Here is a 17729-nt window from a genome sequence, read left to right on the forward strand (position 1 = left end):
CTCGTTAATCGACGCCCTTATAGACGCAGCCGCGCCGGCGCGCGACCCTCAAAACCGCATTGTCGTCGCGTCGCGTGGCCTGCGGGCGGTGGCACATGGTCTGCGCCACGACGCCACGGGGGTGTTACGCGCCGATAATCTGGATAGAGTACCGCAAACCGCGCAGATCGGTCGTTTTCAATCGCCCGCCTCCGGCGCAATGGGATACCACCGGCCTATGACCGATTACACGCTGCACTACGCCCCCGACAATGCCTCCCTGATCATCCGCCTCGCGCTCGAGGCGCAGGGCGTGGCCTATGAGACCTGTCTGGTCGATCGCGCGGCGCAGGGGCAGTCTGCCCCCGCCTATCGGGCGCTGAATCCGCACGGGCTGATCCCCGCGTTGCAGACGCCGGACGGGCCGATGTTTGAAACCGGCGCAATCCTGCTGTGGCTGGCGGACCGGCATGGGGGGCTGGCCCCTGCCGCGACGGATGCCACACGGGCGGATTTCCTCAAGTGGTTGTTTTTCGTTGCCAATACGGTGCACCCTGCCCTGCGTATGCTGTTTTACCCTAATAAATACGTGGGCGTTGACAACGCCGCCCAAGATGCGCTGCACACAACCCTAACCCAAGCGTTGCAGACCCACCTGCGCAGGCTGGAGGACCGGGCCGCGGCGGATACGCTGCCCCTCGCGCTTGCGCTTTACCTCGCCCCGCTGTTGCGCTGGTGTGCGCTGTATCCGCGCAACCGTGATCGCGGCTGGTTCGATCTGCGCGCCACCCCGCATCTGCACGCGCTTTGCGCTCGGGTCGAAACGCTCCCCTGCACGGCGGCCGCGCAAACCGCCGAAGGGCTGGGGCCCACGCCCTTTACCGCGCCCCACCTTGCCACCCCACCTATAGGAACTGCCACCTGATGTTTCTCTCTGTCTTCGATATGTTCAAAGTGGGCATCGGCCCGTCCTCCTCGCACACGATGGGGCCGATGGTGGCGGCGGCACGGTTTCTGGACCTGATGCGCGCCTCTCCGTTCAAATTCGCGGGCCTGCGCGCATCGCTGCATGGCAGTCTGGCCTTTACCGGTGTGGGGCACGCCACGGACCGCGCCACGATCCTTGGCCTCGCGGGGTTCACGCCGCAAGACTACGACAATGACCGCGCCGAAGAGGTACTGGCCGAGATCAACCGCACGCAGACGATCACCCTGCCCGAGTTTGGCACGCTGAGCTTCGCGCCCAAGTCCGATATGATCTTTGACTATGACACCAAGCTGGACGGCCACGCCAACGGGATGATGCTGATGGCCACCGACGCCCAAGGCGACGTTAGCTTGCGCGAGACCTATTATTCCATCGGCGGCGGCTTCGTGATGACCGAAGCCGAACTGGCGGCGGGCAAAGACACAGACGAAGGCGCGCCGATACCCTTCCCGTTCAAATCCGCAACCGAGATGCTGCAGATGGCGGCAGAGTCCGGCAAGAGCATCGCCCAGATGAAACGTGCCAACGAGGAATCGCGCGGCGGGGCGGCGCAGCTGCGCGACGGCACCAAGCGGCTGTGGCAGGTGATGAACGACTGCATCAACCGCGGGCTCGAAACCGATGGCATCCTGCCCGGCGGGTTGAACGTCAAACGCCGTGCCAAGGCGATCCATGATGCGCTGGTGTCGGAGCGCGGCCAGAACCAGCGCGCGCCTCACACGATCAACGACTGGATGAGCGTTTACGCTATGGCGGTGAACGAGGAAAATGCCGCCGGTGGGCAAGTCGTCACCGCCCCCACCAACGGCGCAGCGGGTGTGATGCCCGCGACCTTGCGCTATTATCTGGATCACGTCCCCGGCGCATCAGAGGCGCATATCGAGGATTTCCTGCTCACCGCTGCGGCGATCGGCGGGCTGGTCAAATTCAACGCGTCGATCTCGGGGGCGGAAGCGGGCTGTCAGGCCGAAGTGGGCAGCGCCGCCGCCATGTCGGCCGCCGGGCTCTGTGCCGTGATGGGCGGCACGCCGCAGCAGATCGAGAACGCCGCCGAAATCGCGCTGGAACATCATCTGGGCATGACCTGCGACCCCGTGCGCGGTCTGGTGCAGGTGCCGTGCATCGAACGCAACGGGCTTGGCGCGATCAAGGCGGTGTCCGCCGCGTCGCTTGCGCTGCGCGGCGACGGCACGCATCTGGTGCCGCTGGACGCCTGCATCGAAACCATGCGCCAGACCGGTGCGGATATGTCTGAAAAGTATAAAGAAACCTCGCTTGGGGGGCTGGCGGTCAACGTGCCGAACTGCTGATCTGACGCAGCGGCACGCGGCCCCGCCCGCGCTTGACCCCACTGCGGAACTGCAACAGTCTGACAGCCGTCAGGAAATTTGCGGGAGGGCAAGATGGAACTGAAACAGGCAATGCAGGAACGGCGCAGCATCCGGGGCTTCAAGAAAGATCCCGTGCCGCGCGCCCTGCTGGAAGAGGTCATCGCACTGGCCAATCGCGCGCCATCCTCGATGAACACCCAGCCGTGGCATCTGCATGTGCTGACCGGCGAACCGCTTGAAAAAGTCCGTGAAGGGAATTCGACCCGTATGTTGCAAGGCGTGCCGCCGGTGCGTGAAATCAGCGATCACGGGGCCTATGCCGGTGTCCACCGCGACCGGCAGGTCGGCATCGCGAAACAGCTCTTTGCTGCCATGGGGATCGAACGCGACGACAAGGAGCGCCGCCAAGATTGGGTGATGCGCGGCTTCCGCCAGTTCGATGCGCCGGTGTCCATCGTCGTCTGCTTTGACAAGTCGCTGGATGACAACGGCACCATCGCGCATTTCGATCTGGGCGCGGTGACCTACGGCCTTGTCCTCGCCGCGTGGAGCAAGGGTCTGGGCTGCGTGATCAACGGTCAGGGCATCATGCAATCGCCTGTGGTGCGTGAACATGCGCAAATCCCCGACGATCAGGTGATCATGACCTGCGTCGCCATGGGCTGGCCGGACGAGGATTTTTCGGCCAATGCCGTCGTCTCTACCCGCCGCCCCGTCGAAGAGGTCACGCGGTTCGTCGGCTTCGACGATTAGCGCCCTGCGCCCCTGAGCGCCGTGAAAACCAGCGTTACGTGCGGGGGCCTACCCCGCCGTGACGGACTTGCGCACCATATCCCAATATTGCGCGATCACCTGGTCCAGTGACAGCCGTCCGCCTGCGCGAAACCAAGTATTCACCCCTGTCAGCATCGCAATCACCGCCAAGGTCGCGATCTTGGTATCCGCGATGGCGAAATCCCCCGCCGCCGCCCCGTCTCGCAAAATCGTCTCTAGCCGGTCTTCATACTGGCGGCGCAGCGCTTCGACCTCGGCGAAATTCTCGGGCGTGAGGTTGCGCAGCTCCATATAAGAGATGAAAACCTCGTCCGGGCGGTCGGCGTGAAAGCGGATGTGAAAGTCGACAAATCGGCGCAAGCGATCCACCGCGCTTTGACTGGGGTCACTGTCGCAGGCCGCAAGCAGGTCGTTCATATGGTCCTGCAACAGGCTGAACAGCAGCGTTTGCTTGTCCGGCGTGTAATTATACAATGCACCCGCCTGCACCCCGACCTCCGTCGCCAGTGCCCGCATGGATACGGCAGCAAAGCCGTGACGGGCGAAAAGCCGCAACGCCGCCGCACGGATTTTGGGCCGAGTGATGTCAGAATGTGATCCGGTTGTACGCGCCATGGGTCAAAGGTTAATTGAACGCATGTTCAAAGGCAAACCCCTGCTTGCGCGAATTCCGTCGCTGGTGCATGACTGACCTATGACGCAACGTATCCTTCTTCCGCTCTGCCTTGCCGCGCTGACCCTGCCCGCAGCCTGCACGCAGTTTCCCGCGCTTGACAGCCGTGCCACGCCCGAGCTTCTCGCCTCGGACTATCCCGCGCTTGTGCCGGTCGATCCGCTGCTTGCCAAGGCCGAGGCCGGACAGGTGAACATCCCGCAAACCGAAAACGGGCTGACATCGCGGGTCGAACGGTTGCAGGCGCGCGCGGCGCGCTTGCGCGGATCGGTTCTGTCGGGGTCGGAAAAGCAGCGTTTGTCCCAAGGTTTGCAATAAGCCGCATGCAATGTCGCGTTGCGTGCGCGGTGGGAAAGGGCTACATCGCGGCTAAACCCCCGAAACGCCGCAGCCCGCTGCCGCGCACCACCAAAAGGATTGCACCATGTCACAACCGCTTCGTCTTGGGATTGCCGGATTGGGCACCGTTGGGGTTGGCGTGGTGCGGATCATCCGCAAGCAGGCTGCCTTGATCGAGGCCCGCACCGGTCGCCCCGTCACCATCACCGCCGTCTCTGCCCGCAGCCGCGACAAGGACCGCGGTGTCACATTGTCGGGCTACGCGTGGGAAGATGATCCCGTCGCACTGGCAAAACGCGATGATGTGGATGTCTTTGTCGAACTGATGGGCGGCGACGAAGGCCCCGCCAAGGACGCGACCGAAGCCGCGCTCGCCTCGGGCAAGGATGTGGTCACTGCCAACAAGGCGCTGCTGGCGATCCACGGTCAGGCGCTTGCCGAACAAGCCGAAGCCGCGGGCTGTCTGATCCGCTATGAAGCTGCCGTGGCCGGGGGCATCCCCGTGATCAAGGCGCTGACAGAAAGCCTTGCCGGCAACGAGATCACCCGCGTCATGGGCGTGATGAACGGCACCTGCAACTATATCCTGACCCGCATGGAAGAGACCGGCAACGGCTATAACTCCCTGTTCGAGGAGGCCGAGGCGCTTGGCTATCTTGAAGCGGACCCGAACCTTGATGTCGGCGGGATTGACGCGGCGCATAAGCTGGCGATCCTGTCCTCGATCGCCTTTGGCACACAGGTGGATTTCGACGGGATCGAGATCGAAGGCATCCAGCGCGTCAGCATCGACGACATTCAAGCTGCCGCGAATATGGGATACAAGATCAAGCTTCTCGGCGTCGCGCAAATGACCGGCCGCGGGCTGGAACAGCGCATGCAGCCCTGTCTTGTGCCCGACAGCTCTCCGCTGGGACAACTCGCGGGCGGGACCAATATGATCGTGCTGGAAGGCGATGCCATCGGGCAGATCGTCCTGCGCGGGCCCGGTGCGGGCGAAGGCCCCACCGCCAGCGCTGTATTGTCGGACATCTGCGATATCGCGCGTGGCTGGCATGGCCCGGTCTTTGGCCAGAAGGCGGCAACGCTCGCCTCGGCCACCGCGGCCCTGTCGCAGCGCCCCGCCGCCTTCTATCTGCGCATGGGCCTGCTGGACAAACCCGGTGCCCTGGCCAAAGTCGCCACCGTTCTGGGCGAGGCCGGGATCAGCATCGACCGCATGCGCCAGACCGAACACCGCAGCGATCAGGCACCCGTCTTGATCGTCACCCATAAATGTAGCCGCACCGCGCTGGACGAGGCTCTGGCCGCGATGGCGAAAACCGGTGTGCTGGCAAGCGATCCCGTGGCGCTGCGGATCGAGGATCTGTAACCCCGAGGGGCGCGGCTGCCCCCTGCCCTGCCCATTGTGGGGAGGATGGGACGGATGCCTTCGGCGAGGATTTTTGACCATTTGGAAGGGGGAGATGCATGAGCTTTCTAGGTGTTGATGCGTCTTTGACGGGGCGTCGCTGGGTGGGCCCCGGTGTCGAGGTGGAACGCGCGACCGAAGTTCTGGTGCAGCAGACCAGCCTGCCGCTGGCCCTGTGTCAGGTGCTGGCGCGGCGCGGTGTGGCGGCGGAAGAGGCCGAAGCGTTTCTTGCGCCGTCGTTGCGCGATCTGCTGCCTGACCCGCGATCCCTGCGCGACATGGAGAAAGCCGCGACGCGTTTTCTAGCTGCGGTCAAAGCGCGTCAGCGGATAGCCGTTTTTGCGGATTATGACGTGGATGGTGGTAGCTCTGCCGCGCTGCTGCTGGTCTGGCTGCGCGAGATGGGCTGCGCCGCGACGCTTTATGTGCCGGACCGGATCGACGAGGGGTATGGCCCCAATGACGCCGCGATGGCCGAACTGGCGGCTGCCCATGATCTGATCGTCTGCGTTGACTGCGGGACGTTGTCCCATGGGCCGGTGGCCGCGGCGGTCGGCGCGGATGTCGTTATTCTGGACCACCACCTGGGCGGAGAAACCCTGCCCGACGCCTTGGCCGTGGTGAACCCCAACCGGCAGGATGAAGACGGTGCCTTGGCGCATCTTTGTGCCGCGGCAGTGGTGTTCTTGATGCTGGTCGAGGCAGGGCGCCAACTACGCGAAGCGGGCGCACGCGGGCCTGATCTGATGGCGCTCTTGGATCTGGTGGGGCTCGCCACGGTGGCCGATGTCGCCCCGTTAATCGGCGTGAACCGCGCCTTTGTGCGTCAGGGACTACGCGTCATGGCGCGGCGCGACAGGTTGGGGCTTGCCGCCTTGGCCGATGTGGCGCGGATGGATACGGCCCCAGCGGCCTATCATCTTGGGTTTCTGCTTGGCCCAAGGATCAACGCGGGCGGGCGTATCGGGCAAGCGGATCTGGGGGCAAGGCTACTGGCCTGCGATGATCCCCATGAGGCGCAGTCGCTTGCCGAAAAGCTGGACCTGCTGAACACCGAACGCCGCGATGTCGAAACCGCCGTCCGCGCCGCCGCGCTGGATCAGGCAGAGGCCCGTGGCTTTGACGCGCCTTTGGTCTGGGCCTCGGGCGCGGGCTGGCATCCGGGCGTGGTGGGCATCGTCGCCTCGCGATTGAAAGAGGCGTCGAACCGGCCGTCGATCGTGATCGGGTTCGAGGATGGCATCGGCAAAGGCTCTGGCCGCTCTGTCTCGGGGATTGATCTGGGCGCGCCGATCCAGCGGCTGGCGGCCGAGGGCCTGCTGATCAAGGGCGGCGGGCATAAGATGGCCGCCGGTCTCACCGTGGCCGAAGACAAGCTGGACGCCGCCATGGCGCGGCTGTCAGAGCTACTGGCCAAGCAGGGCGCGCATCTGGCCGGCGCGGCAGACCTGAAGCTGGACGGCATGTTGATGCCCGCCGCCGCGACGGTGGAATTGGCGCAGCAGGTGGAACAGGCAGGCCCCTTCGGGGCCGGTGCCCCTGCCCCGCGATATGCCTTTGCCGACATGCAGATCCGCTTTGCCAAGCGGGTGGGTGAAAGCCACCTCAAGATCAGTTTCGGCGACGGTAACAACACCAAAATGGACGCCATCGCCTTTGGCGCATTTGACGGCCCGCTTGGTCCGGCGCTGGAAAACCACGGTGGTGCACGGTTCCATCTGGCGGGCCGTCTGGACATCAATACCTGGCGCGGCCGACAGTCGGTGCAGCTGCGTCTGGAAGATGCGGCACCCGCGTAAAAATTTTTCATTTTCTTTCGATTTCTGCTTGCGCGCCTGCGCCGCATTCCTTAGAGAAGCGCTCACAAGCTAAGTGGCCCGTTCGTCTATCGGTTAGGACGTCAGGTTTTCAACCTGAAAAGAGGGGTTCGACTCCCCTACGGGCTGCCACTTGTACCCTTACCCGACATTCTGAAGACACTGCGCCATGATCTTGGGCGAGATGTGTTTGCCATTGTTTCTGCGCTGTTTGATCTCGCGCGGCGGACTGGACGGCTAAGCTCTGATGTCTCTGACGGCGGTTTACGCCTCGCCTTTTATATCCACAATCAGAAAACTGAACTCAAAATTAGGTCAATTACATAAATCAGGGCAGTCATTAGATAGGGGGCATCAGACACACTCGAGGATGACCACTATGAAAGCCATGACCCTTACCGCCTACGGTGACGACGCGACGTTCGAAGCTGCCGACCTGCCCAAACCCATAGCGACCGACGGCCATGTTGTCGTTCGCATCATTGCCACAAGCATCAACACCGTGGATACGATGATCCGCTCTATGGGGGCTGATCTGCCGCTATCCCCTGCACTGCCGGCTGTTCTGGGCATGGATTTTGCGGGCGTGATCGAGGCTGTCGGTGACGGGGTGACCGCTTTTTCCGTGGGCGATGAAGTATACGGTTGCGCCGGCGGGGTCACCGATATTCAAGGCGCGCTGGCCGAATTCATACGCGCCGATGCCAGGCTGATTGCGCATAAGCCCAAATCCATCTCAATGCGCGAAGCGGCCGCCATGCCATTGGTCGGCATCACCGCCTATGAAGGGCTTGAGCGGGCAGGCATCGCGGCGGGCCAGAAGGTTCTGGTTCAGGGCGGTGCTGGCGGGGTCGGTCACCTTGCGGTGCAACTGGCCAAACACTTTGGCGCAGAGGTCTATGGCACAGGCACCGGCGACAAACAGATCGACGTCATCAAGGGATATGGCGCGACGCCGATTGATTTCGCCGCAGAAAAGATCGCCGATTACGTGGCCAAATATACCGATGGCGCGGGCTTTGATCTGATCTTTGACACCGTGGGCGGTGCCAACATGACAAACTCGTTCGAGGCCGCCGCACTGAACGCCCATATCGCGTCGACCGTTGGGCTGCTGGAAATCGACCTGTCCCCTGCGCACTTCAAAGGGCTGTCGCTGCATATCATCTTTATGCTGCTTCCAATGCTTGCCAACCAAGGCCGTGAAAAGCACGGGGAGATCCTCACCAAACTGGCAGAGATTGTGGACGCAGGGGCGCTGAAGCCCTTGCTTGATGACCAGAGATTCGACCTTGATACGGTGGGCGGGGCCTATGACCGCCTGACCAGCGGGCAGGCCATCGGCAAGGTGGTTGTAGACGTCTGATCATAGCACCAGACTTGTGAAAAGGGGTTGCCAACGCACGGGCGATGGCAGCCCCTTATTGGCCCATTTCAACCGGAAACTGCTGGGCATCCCCCCATTGGCGCGGTGATTGCCCGTACATCCGCCTGAACTCGCGACTGAATTGCGACGGGCTGACGTATCCCACATCGACCGCCGCCTCGTTCACCGACATGCCGCCTGCGATCTTCATCGCCGCATTGTTGAGCCGCATGGATTTGACAAACTGGATCGGGGCCATCGTCGTCACCTGCTTGAACTTGCGGTGAAAGGCGGCGCGGCTCATCCCGGCGCGGGACGCCATATCATCAATAGAGATCGGCGCGTCCAGGTGAGAGGATACATGCGCGATCGACCGTGCAATCGCATTGCCCGCGCCGAAGGCCTGTCTGGCAAAACTCCCTGCCTCCCCCTTTAGGATCGCGTAATAAAGCTCGCGCAGCCGTGCCTCGCCAAGGATCGCCGTATCTGCCGGATTGCCACCCAATTGCAGCAAACGCAGCAGCGCGTCGGCAAAGGCATCATCCCATGCGGCCAGCCTGATCCCCTGCGCGCGCAAACCGCCTTTGACCTCGGGAATCACATTGCCGGTATTTTCCATCTCCATCGACAGTTCTGTCATCATCCGCTTATCGAGCGAAATGATAACCCCGTAGAGCGGGCTTTCGGCAGAGGCGGTCGGCGTGCCGGCCTTCACCGGCATCGACATCGGGCAGCACATATATCGGCTGTCGTCATAGATGTACCTGTGCCCGTCCAGTACGGCCTCTTTCGCCCCGCTGACGATAGCAATAACGCTGGGTTCATAGACCGCCGGCACGCACGGAATCGCCTGCGTGGCCCGAAACAGGCGCACCCCGTCAATGCCGGTTCCCGTCAGCCCCTCTTGGGTCGCGTTGTTCCGGATTAGCTGTCTGATCTGGTCTTTGCTCATGAGGGCAATCTACTGCGTCACATCCGCCTTTCGCAAGCGCGTGATACAATCAGGCAAGTATTCGCGACGATCTCGCCTGTTTTGAGGGACAGCCGAGAGCTATTTACCCTTCAACATCAAACACAGCGCGCATCGCTGCCGCGCTGACATCGAAAAGGAACATGACGATGAAGGACACGACTTTCGGACCCAAAGGCTGGACACCTGATCGCCTTGGATCGCTCAAGGAGAAAACATATCTCATCACCGGCACGACGGCCGGTGCGGGCTTTCAGGCCACGCGCATCCTGCTGTCCAAGGGGGCAAAAGTCGTCATGCTGAACCGCAACGCCGACAAATCCATCGCAGCGGTCAAAACGCTCAAGGACACGTTCGGTCCCAACGCCGAGGTGAGCTTTGTGCGGATGGATCTGTCTGATCTGGCCAGCGTGCGCGCCGCGGCTGAAGAGGTGAAACGCACCGTTCCCCGGATTGACGCGCTGATCTGCAACGCTGCCATCGCGCAGGTGCCAAAACAGCAGCTGACCGTTGACGGGTTCGAAAGCCAGCTTGGCACCAACCACTACGGACACTTCCTGCTGTGCGGGATGCTGTTTGATCGCATTCAGGAAAGTGCGGGCCGGATCGTTGTGGTGTCCAGCCTCGGGTACAACATGGGGATCAAGACGATCCAGTTCGACGACATGAACTGGGACAAGAACTATAGCGCCAACGCGGTCTACAGCCAAAGCAAGCTGGCGCAGATGATGTTTGCCTATGAGCTTCAGGACCGGCTGAAAGCCACCGACAGCCGCGTTGAGGTGTATGTCTGCCACCCCGGCGCGTCGGCGACCTCGCTGATCAGCACAAGCGGCGGGCTTTTCACACGGGTCACCTGGTGGATGATGAGCAAGACGCCAATGGTGCAATCCGCCGAAAAAGGCGCCTACCCCGAAGTCATGTGCGCGACCGAAGACGGGTTGGCGCAGCGTGCGCTTTATGGCCCGACCGGATGGATGCAAACCGGAGGGCCCGTTGGCAAAGGCACGCTGAACCCCCATGCCTACGACAAACCCGTGATGGAGAAACTCTGGACCGTCTCCGAAAAAGCGACGGGTTTTCACTGGGAAATCTAAGGGAAACGCGCGCCCGCATCCCGAGCGCGGCGCGCGTTTCACGCGACGATCCCCCCTCGCCATACGCCCCTTGGAATACGGCATCAGAAGATGTGATTTTTTTGCCGTATTTCCCCGCTTTCTGATGCGGCTTGCACTTGCGCCCGCCGATGGCTTTGCCTAAAGAAGCGCTCACAAGTTAAGTGGCCCGTTCGTCTATCGGTTAGGACGTCAGGTTTTCAACCTGAAAAGAGGGGTTCGACTCCCCTACGGGCTGCCACTTGGTTTTCCATCCGTTTGTTATTTGCCTCTCGCCCGTTCTGCGGAACCGTGGCCTGCGTTATTTGCCTTTGTCCCGCGATGACGACCGCAAAAACGCAACTTGACGGGTGGGCGGACAACTGTCATCGAAACTGGGTCGGTTTCCTTCGGGAAATAATAGGGAATTCGCCATCCGCGCTTTGGTGTGGATGAACCGGAACTGCCCCCGCAACTGTAGACGGTGAGCTACCTCCATCATGCCACTGGGCCTAAAGGTCCGGGAAGGCGGGGACAGCCGCGATCCGTCAGTCAGGAGACCTGCCGACACTGAACCTGAAACACCGGGCGGGGTTGCTCGGGAGAGGATGATGATGGGACCGGATCTTACCTTACGCGCAGACCAAAATGCGCCCGCGCGCCATTTGGCTGGCCCCTTCTCTTTCTATTCAAAGACCCCGGCATCGGACCAACCGGAGCCCTTGATATGAAACCATTTTTTTCCAGCCTGACCCTGATTGCGAGCCTTGCGGGCAGCACCGCGCTTGGCGCAGAGACAGACTATCCGCTGACCATCGACAACTGCGGCCATACGCTCACCTTTGACGCGGCACCCCAGACCACCGTCACCATCGGGCAATCCACGACAGAGATCCTGTATCTGCTGGGCCAGCAGGACCGGATCGCGGGAACCTCTGTCTGGTTCAGCCCCGTTTTGCCAGAGTTCAAAGAGACAAACGATGCGATTGAACGGCTGGCGGACAACGACCCCAGCTTTGAAAGCGTGTTGGGCAAACGCCCCGATCTGGTCACCGTGATGTATGAATGGCACGTCGGCCCCGAAGGTATGGTCGGCACCCGCGACAGCTTTCACGAGGTGGGCGTGCCGACCTATGTGATGCCCACCGATTGCGCGGCCAAGGATAATTCTGTCGGCGCGGACGGCACGCGATCTGAACTGTTCACGACCCAGCAGCTGTATACCAGCATCGAAGAGCTCGCCCTGATCTACAACGCGCAAGACGCCGGTGCCACGCTGCTGGCAGACCTGCAATCGCGCGAGGCAAAGGCGGTCGAGAAAGCCAAATCGCTGAACCTGCCCCAAGGCACCTCGGCGCTGTTCTGGTTCTCGTCGTCCGAGATGGCGGCGGACCCTTATGTCGCAGGTCAACAGGGTGTGCCCGCCTATATGATGGACAAGCTTGGCGTCGAAAACGTCGTGACCTCGGCCGAGGAATGGCCGCTGGTCGGCTGGGAGACTCTGGCGAAATCCGACCCGACCTTCATCGTGCTCGCCAAAATGGACCGCCGCCGCTTCCCTGCGGATGACATCGAGAAAAAGCGCGCCTTCCTGATGAACGACCCCGTCGCCCGCGAGATGACCGCGGTGAAAGAGGGCCGCATCATCACCATGGACGCCCATGCGATGGACCCGACCGTGCGTGCGATCTATGCGCTGGAAACGATGGCTGACGCGCTGTCCGGTTTCGATCTGGCCGAATGACCGCAATCGACCGCTCTGTGATGCGCAGGCCGCAGTGGCACTGGTGGGTGATCATCCCGCCGGTGCTGCTGGCCGCATTGCTGTTTGGTGCGGCCATCGGCGAGGTCTCTATCCCGCCGCTGGTGGTGCTGAAGGTGCTGGCCAACAAGGCGCTGAACGCGGGCTATGCGGTGGACAAGATCGACGAGGGCATCGTGTGGAACTACCGCATGGCGCGGGCCGTGGTGGCAATGTGCTGTGGCGCCGGTCTGGCACTGTCGGGCGTCGTGTTGCAAGCACTGCTGCGCAATGCGCTGGCGGATCCCTATCTGCTGGGTATCTCTGCGGGGGCGTCCACGGGTGCTGTTGCGGTAACCATCCTCGGGCTGGGGGGTGGTGCCATTTCGCTGTCTATCGGTGCGTTCAGCGGGGCGCTGGTGGCCTTTGCCTTTGTCGCCTTACTGGCGCAGGCGGCAGGGGGCGGTGTGGGCCTGCGGGCCGCGGGCGTGATCGTGCTGGCCGGTATCGCGGGCAGCCAGATGTTCAACGCCCTGACCGCGCTGATGATCACGAAATCAGCCAATGCCGAACAGGCCCGTGCCATCATGTTCTGGCTTTTGGGGAATATGTCGGGCGTGCGCTGGCCTGATGTACTGAGCGCCCTGCCCGCTGCGATGATCGGTCTGCTGGCCTGCCTGTGGCACGCCCGCGCGCTGGATGCCTTTACCTTCGGCAGCGACAGCGCCGCGTCCTTGGGCATTCCGGTGCGCCGCGTGCAACTGCTGCTGATCGGCACGGCGGCGTTGGTCACGGCGGTGATGGTCTCGGTGGTGGGGGCGATCGGCTTTGTCGGGCTGGTGATCCCCCATGCCATGCGCATCGTCGTGGGGCACCGTCATGCGATCCTTGTGCCTGCTTCCGCACTGGCGGGGGCGGTGTTTCTGGTCTTTGCCGATGTGGTTTCGCGGGTGATTGTACCGGGCCAAGTGCTGCCCATCGGAGTGGTGACCGCTTTGGTCGGCGCGCCCGTCTTTGCACTGATCCTGATTGGCAAAAGGACGTCGCCATGATTCTGTCCTGTCACGAACTGGGCTGGCGGGTGCGCAACCGCGCCATCGTCAATGATGTGTCCCTGTCCTTGCGGCCGGGCGAAAAGCTGGGGCTGATCGGGCCGAACGGGTCCGGCAAATCCACGTTGCTGCATATGCTTGCCGGTATTCAGAAACCCTCGCGCGGGCGGGTCGATCTGGACGGCGCACCGCTTGCAAAGATGCGCCAGCGCGATATCGCGCAGCGGCTGGCCCTGGTCGAACAACACGCCGATACCGCAGATCGCATCACCGTGCGCCATGCCGTTGAACTGGGCCGCACCCCGTGGTTGTCCGCCCTGCGCGGGTGGAGCGCAGGGGACGACGCCATCGTCACGCAGGCGCTGGCGGATGTGGATCTGTCGGGTTTTGGCGACCGCCACTGGCACACGCTGTCGGGCGGTGAACAACAGCGCGTTCATATCGCCCGTGCACTGGCCCAAAGGCCGCAAGTGCTGCTGCTGGACGAGCCGACGAACCATCTGGATATCCGCCACCAGCTTTCGATCCTTGAGCTGATCCAGCGCTTGTCGACAACGGCGATCATCGCCCTGCACGACCTGAACCAAGCCACGCTCTGCGACCGGATCTGCGTCTTGCAAGAGGGCAAGCTGCGCGCCATCGGCACGCCCTCCGAGATCATGACAGAAACCCTCCTGCGCGAGGTCTTTGGCGTCTGCGGGCATTTCCTTGTCGATCCAGCGGACAACGCGCAGGTGATCCGCTTTCACACGGCGACCCATTAAGCGCGCCAAGCGGCCACAGCTCTATCCAACTCCTTACGCATTTGGTCGGGAACCATCCGTCACGCTACAGGTTTTGCCTGTGGACCCTGAAGGAGTAGCTACAGATGACCGACAAGAAGCAAACCCCTCCCACAACCACAGACGCCGGCATTCGCGTTCAAAGCGATGAACATTCGCTGACCGTTGGCCCCGATGGCCCGATCGTGCTGAATGACCACTATCTGCTTGAACAGATGGCGAATTTTAACCGTGAACGTATTCCAGAGCGCCAGCCCCACGCCAAAGGCTCGGGCGCATTTGGCACCTTCGAGACGACGCAAGACGTGTCGAAGTACACGATGGCGAATATCTTCCAGCCCGGCGCGAAATGCGATGTGGTGATGCGGTTTTCGACCGTGGCAGGCGAACGCGGCAGCCCGGACACATGGCGCGACCCGCGCGGCTTCTCGGTCAAGATGTACACCGACGAAGGCATCTTTGACATGGTCGGCAACAACACGCCGATCTTCTTTGTCCGCGATCCGATCAAGTTCCAGCAGTTCATCCGCAGCCAGAAACGCCGTGCGGATAACAATATGCGCGACCACGATATGCAGTGGGATTTCTGGACGCTCTCGCCCGAAAGCGCGCATCAGGTGACCTATCTCATGGGCGACCGTGGCATTCCGAAAAACTGGCGCGAGATGAACGGGTATTCCAGCCACACCTATTCGCTGGTCAATGCCGAGGGCGAAAAGTTCTGGGTCAAGTTCCACTTCCACACCGATCAGGGCGACGGAAATGCCTACCTTAGCCAGGATGAAGCCGACAAGCTGGCGGGGACCAACGGCGACTACCACCGCGCCGATCTGTTCAACAACATCCGCGACGGGAACTACCCGAGCTGGACGCTCAAGTGGCAGATCATGCCTTACGAGGATGCCAAGACCTATCGCATCAACCCGTTTGATCTGACCAAGGTCTGGCCGCACGAGGACTACCCGCTGATCGAGGTCGGCAAACTGACCCTGAACCGCAACCCCACTGATTTCCATACAGAGATCGAACAGGCCGCGTTCGAGCCGAACAATATGGTGCCGGGCGTGGGTCTGTCGCCAGACAAGATGCTGTTGGCACGGGGCTTTTCCTACGCGGACGCGCACCGCGCGCGGCTGGGTGTCAACTACAAGCAGATCCCGGTCAACAAACCCGTCTCGCCCACTCATAGCTATTCAAAAGATGGTGCGGGCCGGACTGAAAAAGTGTCTGATCCGGTATATGCGCCCAACTCATATGGTGGGCCCTCTGCGCAGCCGCATCAGCATGAAGCGGGCCTATGGTATTCCGATGGCGACATGGTACGTCAGGCCTATACCCTGCGCCCCGATGACGATGATTGGAGCCAGGCCGGGAAGCTTGTCCGCGAGGTGATGGACGCCGATGCCCGCGAACGTTTGGTATCGAACGTGGTGGGCCACCTGTGCGACGGTGTCAGCGAAAAGGTGCTCGTCCGTGCCTTTGAATACTGGCGCAACATCGACAAAGACACCGGCGACAAGATCGAGGCCGGTGTGCGCGAGAAGCTGGGCGGGGAATCCAAAGCCCCCGGTATGGCCTCTGCCCTCAGCATCGGCGGCAAGTAACGCCGACCCATTTCAAGCCAAACGATCAGCGGGGCCTTAGCGGGCCCCGCTTTTTTGCATATTCCAGAGCGATTTAACCGACGGCGATATTGTCGATCAGCCGCACACCGGCCAGCCATGCGGCGGCCAAAAGACGTGCGGGGCGGTCGGGCGTGGTCATCAGCTCCAACTGGTCAGCAGACCGCAGGTCAAGGTATTCCACCTGCGTAAAGCCCGCACGTTCCACCCGCGACACTGCCGCAGCGCGGAGCGTTTCGAGATCGCCACCGGCAAGCAGCCCCTCTGACATCTCCTCCATCGCGCGGTGAAGTTCGGGGGCCCAGGTGCGGGCGCGATCCGACAGCAGCAGGTTGCGCGAGGACATGGCCAGACCGTCCTCCTCGCGGATGGTGGGGCAGCCGATCACCTCTATCGGCAGGTCCAGATCACGCGCCAGACGGGTCACCACCTGTAGCTGCTGATAATCCTTTTCGCCAAAGAACGCCTTGTCCGCGTGGGTCTGGGTAAAGAGTTTGGTCACGATGGTCGCAACCCCGTCGAAATGCCCAGCCCGATGCGCCCCGCACAGCCCTTGGGTGATGCCTTCGACCGACACAGTCGTCGCGAAACCGTTGGGGTACATCTGTTCCCCATCTGGCACATAGACGACATCCGCCTTCAGCGCGATCAGCTTGCGCGCGTCCTCTTCCTCGGTGCGGGGGTAGTTTTTGTAGTCCTCAGGGTTGTTGAACTGCTTGGGGTTGATGAAGATCGTCACGATCACACGGTCGCACGCCTCTTTTGCGGCCCGCACGAGGCTCAGGTGCCCCTGATGCAGCGCGCCCATCGTCGGCACCACGGCGACGCTTTCGCCCGCGGCTTTCCATCCGGCGACCTTGCTGCGCAGCTCAACGAGCGTGCGGATAATTTCGGGTGTCATGTTTTGGAAACCTCGTCAGAAAATACATGCTCGGGTCCGGGGAAGGATCGTGCCGTGACCTCGTCGGCATAGGCCTGCACCGCGGCCTTTGCGTCATCGCCCAGATGGGCATAGCGTTTTACGAATTTCGCCTTGAAGGCGGTGAACAGCCCCAGCATGTCATCGACCACCAGAATTTGCCCGTCGCATTGCGCTGACGCACCGATGCCGATGGTGGGAATGGCGACCGTTTCAGTGATCTGGTCCGCCAAAGCCTGCGGCACTTTCTCAAGCACCACGGCAAAGGCCCCTGCCCGCGTCACCGCCTGCGCATCGGCCATCAGCTGCGTGGCGGCCGCACCGCGCCCCTGCACCTTGTACCCGCCAAGCGTGTGGATCGACTGCGGCGTCAGGCCGATATGCGCCATCACCGGAATGCCGCGTTTGGTCAGAAAGGCGATGGTGTCTTCCATCACCTCCCCCCCTTCAAGCTTGACCGCACCGGCACCGGTTTCGCGCATCAAGCGTGCCGCGTTCTCAAAGGCTTGGGCAGGGCTTTGCTCGTAGCTGCCAAAGGGCATATCGATCACCAGCATCGACTGGGTCAGCCCGCGCCGCACCGCTTGACCGTGCAGGATCATCATCTCCATCGTGACGTCCAGCGTCGAGGGCAGCCCGTGCAGCACCATCCCCACTGAATCGCCCACAAGCACGAAATCGCAGATGCCATCCATCACTTGCGCCATCGGCGTGGTATAGGCGGTCAGGCTCACCAGCGGAGCCCCCCCTTTGCGGGCCAGAATATCCGTCGGCATGGGGGCGGTCTTACGGGCTGTGGCGCTCATCTGTGGCGGTCCTTTTTGGTAAGGTCGTCATTGCAATCTATCGGGGCCATGGCGGGGCATGGGGC

General features: G+C 62.1%; 16 protein-coding genes, 2 tRNA genes and 1 riboswitch. Of the genes, 14 read left to right on the forward strand and 4 right to left on the reverse strand.

Features of this window, described 5'->3' with window-relative positions:
- The first annotated feature begins 217 nt into the window (after positions 1-217).
- The 3 genes from ACNQ62_RS06755 (at position 218) to ACNQ62_RS06765 (ending at position 3051) form a co-directional block, all read left to right on the forward strand.
- Entirely contained in the window at positions 218-904 is a 687-nt protein-coding gene (locus ACNQ62_RS06755) for a glutathione S-transferase family protein (RefSeq protein ID WP_418094701.1), read from the forward strand.
- The gene (locus tag ACNQ62_RS06760) at positions 904-2277 is read left to right on the forward strand and encodes an L-serine ammonia-lyase (RefSeq protein WP_260005378.1); all 1374 of its coding nucleotides are present in this window, start codon (positions 904-906) and stop codon (positions 2275-2277) included. The genes ACNQ62_RS06755 and ACNQ62_RS06760 overlap by 1 nt, the downstream gene beginning before the upstream one ends.
- Positions 2278-2370: 93 nt before the next feature.
- Positions 2371-3051, forward strand: a complete 681-nt coding sequence (locus ACNQ62_RS06765) for a nitroreductase (protein WP_037943891.1) — start codon at positions 2371-2373, stop codon at positions 3049-3051.
- Between the two features lie 48 nt (positions 3052-3099).
- On the opposite strand, the gene ACNQ62_RS06770 is transcribed toward ACNQ62_RS06765, so the two are convergent.
- On the reverse strand, positions 3100-3687 hold the full coding sequence (locus ACNQ62_RS06770; protein WP_418094477.1) for a TetR/AcrR family transcriptional regulator: 588 nt from the start codon (positions 3685-3687) through the stop codon (positions 3100-3102).
- 79 nt (positions 3688-3766) lie between these two features.
- On the opposite strand from ACNQ62_RS06770, the gene ACNQ62_RS06775 reads away from it, so the two are divergent.
- The 5 genes from ACNQ62_RS06775 to ACNQ62_RS06795 all read left to right on the forward strand — a co-directional run bounded on the left by ACNQ62_RS06775 (position 3767) and on the right by ACNQ62_RS06795 (position 8678).
- Positions 3767-4063, forward strand: a complete 297-nt coding sequence (locus ACNQ62_RS06775; RefSeq protein WP_132996830.1) for a hypothetical protein — start codon at positions 3767-3769, stop codon at positions 4061-4063.
- Positions 4064-4169: 106 nt separating this feature from the next.
- Positions 4170-5456: a homoserine dehydrogenase gene (locus tag ACNQ62_RS06780; RefSeq protein ID WP_074635663.1), complete on the forward strand. Its 1287-nt coding sequence runs from the start codon at positions 4170-4172 to the stop codon at positions 5454-5456.
- 98 nt (positions 5457-5554) lie between these two features.
- Complete coding sequence (gene recJ / locus ACNQ62_RS06785; RefSeq protein ID WP_009826604.1) at positions 5555-7294, forward strand: single-stranded-DNA-specific exonuclease RecJ; 1740 nt, start codon at positions 5555-5557, stop codon at positions 7292-7294.
- A gap of 75 nt (positions 7295-7369) precedes the next feature.
- Positions 7370-7444 (forward strand) — tRNA-Glu (locus ACNQ62_RS06790).
- Positions 7445-7691: 247 nt separating this feature from the next.
- On the forward strand, positions 7692-8678 hold the full coding sequence (locus ACNQ62_RS06795) for a zinc-dependent alcohol dehydrogenase family protein (RefSeq protein ID WP_288960627.1): 987 nt from the start codon (positions 7692-7694) through the stop codon (positions 8676-8678).
- A 55-nt stretch (positions 8679-8733) separates the two neighbouring features.
- Here ACNQ62_RS06795 and ACNQ62_RS06800 read toward each other — a convergent pair whose 3' ends face one another.
- Positions 8734-9630 carry an AraC family transcriptional regulator gene (locus ACNQ62_RS06800; protein WP_418094478.1) on the reverse strand — a complete coding sequence of 299 codons (897 nt, stop codon included), beginning with the start codon at positions 9628-9630 and terminating at the stop codon, positions 8734-8736.
- 167 nt (positions 9631-9797) lie between these two features.
- On the opposite strand from ACNQ62_RS06800, the gene ACNQ62_RS06805 reads away from it, so the two are divergent.
- From ACNQ62_RS06805 to ACNQ62_RS06830, 6 genes are all read left to right on the forward strand, one after another.
- The gene (locus ACNQ62_RS06805) at positions 9798-10745 is read left to right on the forward strand and encodes an SDR family oxidoreductase (protein ID WP_418094479.1); all 948 of its coding nucleotides are present in this window, start codon (positions 9798-9800) and stop codon (positions 10743-10745) included.
- A 184-nt stretch (positions 10746-10929) separates the two neighbouring features.
- Positions 10930-11004 (forward strand) — tRNA-Glu (locus ACNQ62_RS06810).
- A 122-nt stretch (positions 11005-11126) separates the two neighbouring features.
- Positions 11127-11326: riboswitch (cobalamin riboswitch) on the forward strand.
- Between the two features lie 143 nt (positions 11327-11469).
- A complete protein-coding gene (locus ACNQ62_RS06815) occupies positions 11470-12486 on the forward strand; it encodes an ABC transporter substrate-binding protein (protein WP_418094480.1) in 1017 nt (338 codons plus the stop codon).
- Positions 12487-12506: 20 nt separating this feature from the next.
- Positions 12507-13535: a FecCD family ABC transporter permease gene (locus ACNQ62_RS06820; RefSeq protein WP_235183813.1), complete on the forward strand. Its 1029-nt coding sequence runs from the start codon at positions 12507-12509 to the stop codon at positions 13533-13535.
- Entirely contained in the window at positions 13532-14299 is a 768-nt protein-coding gene (locus ACNQ62_RS06825) for an ABC transporter ATP-binding protein (RefSeq protein ID WP_418094481.1), read from the forward strand. Before ACNQ62_RS06820 ends, ACNQ62_RS06825 begins: the two co-directional genes overlap by 4 nt.
- A 104-nt stretch (positions 14300-14403) precedes the next feature.
- The gene (locus ACNQ62_RS06830; RefSeq protein WP_037943874.1) at positions 14404-15921 is read left to right on the forward strand and encodes a catalase; all 1518 of its coding nucleotides are present in this window, start codon (positions 14404-14406) and stop codon (positions 15919-15921) included.
- A 73-nt stretch (positions 15922-15994) separates the two neighbouring features.
- Here ACNQ62_RS06830 and panC read toward each other — a convergent pair whose 3' ends face one another.
- On the reverse strand, positions 15995-16840 hold the full coding sequence (gene panC, locus ACNQ62_RS06835; RefSeq protein ID WP_289082258.1) for a pantoate--beta-alanine ligase: 846 nt from the start codon (positions 16838-16840) through the stop codon (positions 15995-15997).
- Positions 16837-17664, reverse strand: coding sequence for a 3-methyl-2-oxobutanoate hydroxymethyltransferase (gene panB / locus ACNQ62_RS06840; RefSeq protein ID WP_237278834.1), 828 nt, complete (start codon positions 17662-17664; stop codon positions 16837-16839). Before panB ends, panC begins: the two co-directional genes overlap by 4 nt.
- Positions 17665-17729 lie beyond the last annotated feature (65 nt).

Origin of the sequence: Sulfitobacter sp. SBS6, assembly GCF_048285585.1 — a bacterium.
GTDB classification, from domain to species: domain Bacteria; phylum Pseudomonadota; class Alphaproteobacteria; order Rhodobacterales; family Rhodobacteraceae; genus Sulfitobacter; species Sulfitobacter pontiacus.

What these genes read in the sequence shown, in the direction of transcription:
- ACNQ62_RS06755 (WP_418094701.1), top strand. Translation starts at nt 218, where the DNA reads ATGACCGATTACACGCTGCACTACGCCCCCGACAATGCCTCCCTGATC.
- ACNQ62_RS06760 (WP_260005378.1), top strand. Translation starts at nt 904, where the DNA reads ATGTTTCTCTCTGTCTTCGATATGTTCAAAGTGGGCATCGGCCCGTCC.
- ACNQ62_RS06765 (WP_037943891.1), top strand. Translation starts at nt 2,371, where the DNA reads ATGGAACTGAAACAGGCAATGCAGGAACGGCGCAGCATCCGGGGCTTC.
- ACNQ62_RS06770 (WP_418094477.1), bottom strand. Translation starts at nt 3,687, where the DNA reads ATGGCGCGTACAACCGGATCACATTCTGACATCACTCGGCCCAAAATC.
- ACNQ62_RS06775 (WP_132996830.1), top strand. Translation starts at nt 3,767, where the DNA reads ATGACGCAACGTATCCTTCTTCCGCTCTGCCTTGCCGCGCTGACCCTG.
- ACNQ62_RS06780 (WP_074635663.1), top strand. Translation starts at nt 4,170, where the DNA reads ATGTCACAACCGCTTCGTCTTGGGATTGCCGGATTGGGCACCGTTGGG.
- recJ (WP_009826604.1), top strand. Translation starts at nt 5,555, where the DNA reads ATGAGCTTTCTAGGTGTTGATGCGTCTTTGACGGGGCGTCGCTGGGTG.
- ACNQ62_RS06795 (WP_288960627.1), top strand. Translation starts at nt 7,692, where the DNA reads ATGAAAGCCATGACCCTTACCGCCTACGGTGACGACGCGACGTTCGAA.
- ACNQ62_RS06800 (WP_418094478.1), bottom strand. Translation starts at nt 9,630, where the DNA reads ATGAGCAAAGACCAGATCAGACAGCTAATCCGGAACAACGCGACCCAA.
- ACNQ62_RS06805 (WP_418094479.1), top strand. Translation starts at nt 9,798, where the DNA reads ATGAAGGACACGACTTTCGGACCCAAAGGCTGGACACCTGATCGCCTT.
- ACNQ62_RS06815 (WP_418094480.1), top strand. Translation starts at nt 11,470, where the DNA reads ATGAAACCATTTTTTTCCAGCCTGACCCTGATTGCGAGCCTTGCGGGC.
- ACNQ62_RS06820 (WP_235183813.1), top strand. Translation starts at nt 12,507, where the DNA reads ATGCGCAGGCCGCAGTGGCACTGGTGGGTGATCATCCCGCCGGTGCTG.
- ACNQ62_RS06825 (WP_418094481.1), top strand. Translation starts at nt 13,532, where the DNA reads ATGATTCTGTCCTGTCACGAACTGGGCTGGCGGGTGCGCAACCGCGCC.
- ACNQ62_RS06830 (WP_037943874.1), top strand. Translation starts at nt 14,404, where the DNA reads ATGACCGACAAGAAGCAAACCCCTCCCACAACCACAGACGCCGGCATT.
- panC (WP_289082258.1), bottom strand. Translation starts at nt 16,840, where the DNA reads ATGACACCCGAAATTATCCGCACGCTCGTTGAGCTGCGCAGCAAGGTC.
- panB (WP_237278834.1), bottom strand. Translation starts at nt 17,664, where the DNA reads ATGAGCGCCACAGCCCGTAAGACCGCCCCCATGCCGACGGATATTCTG.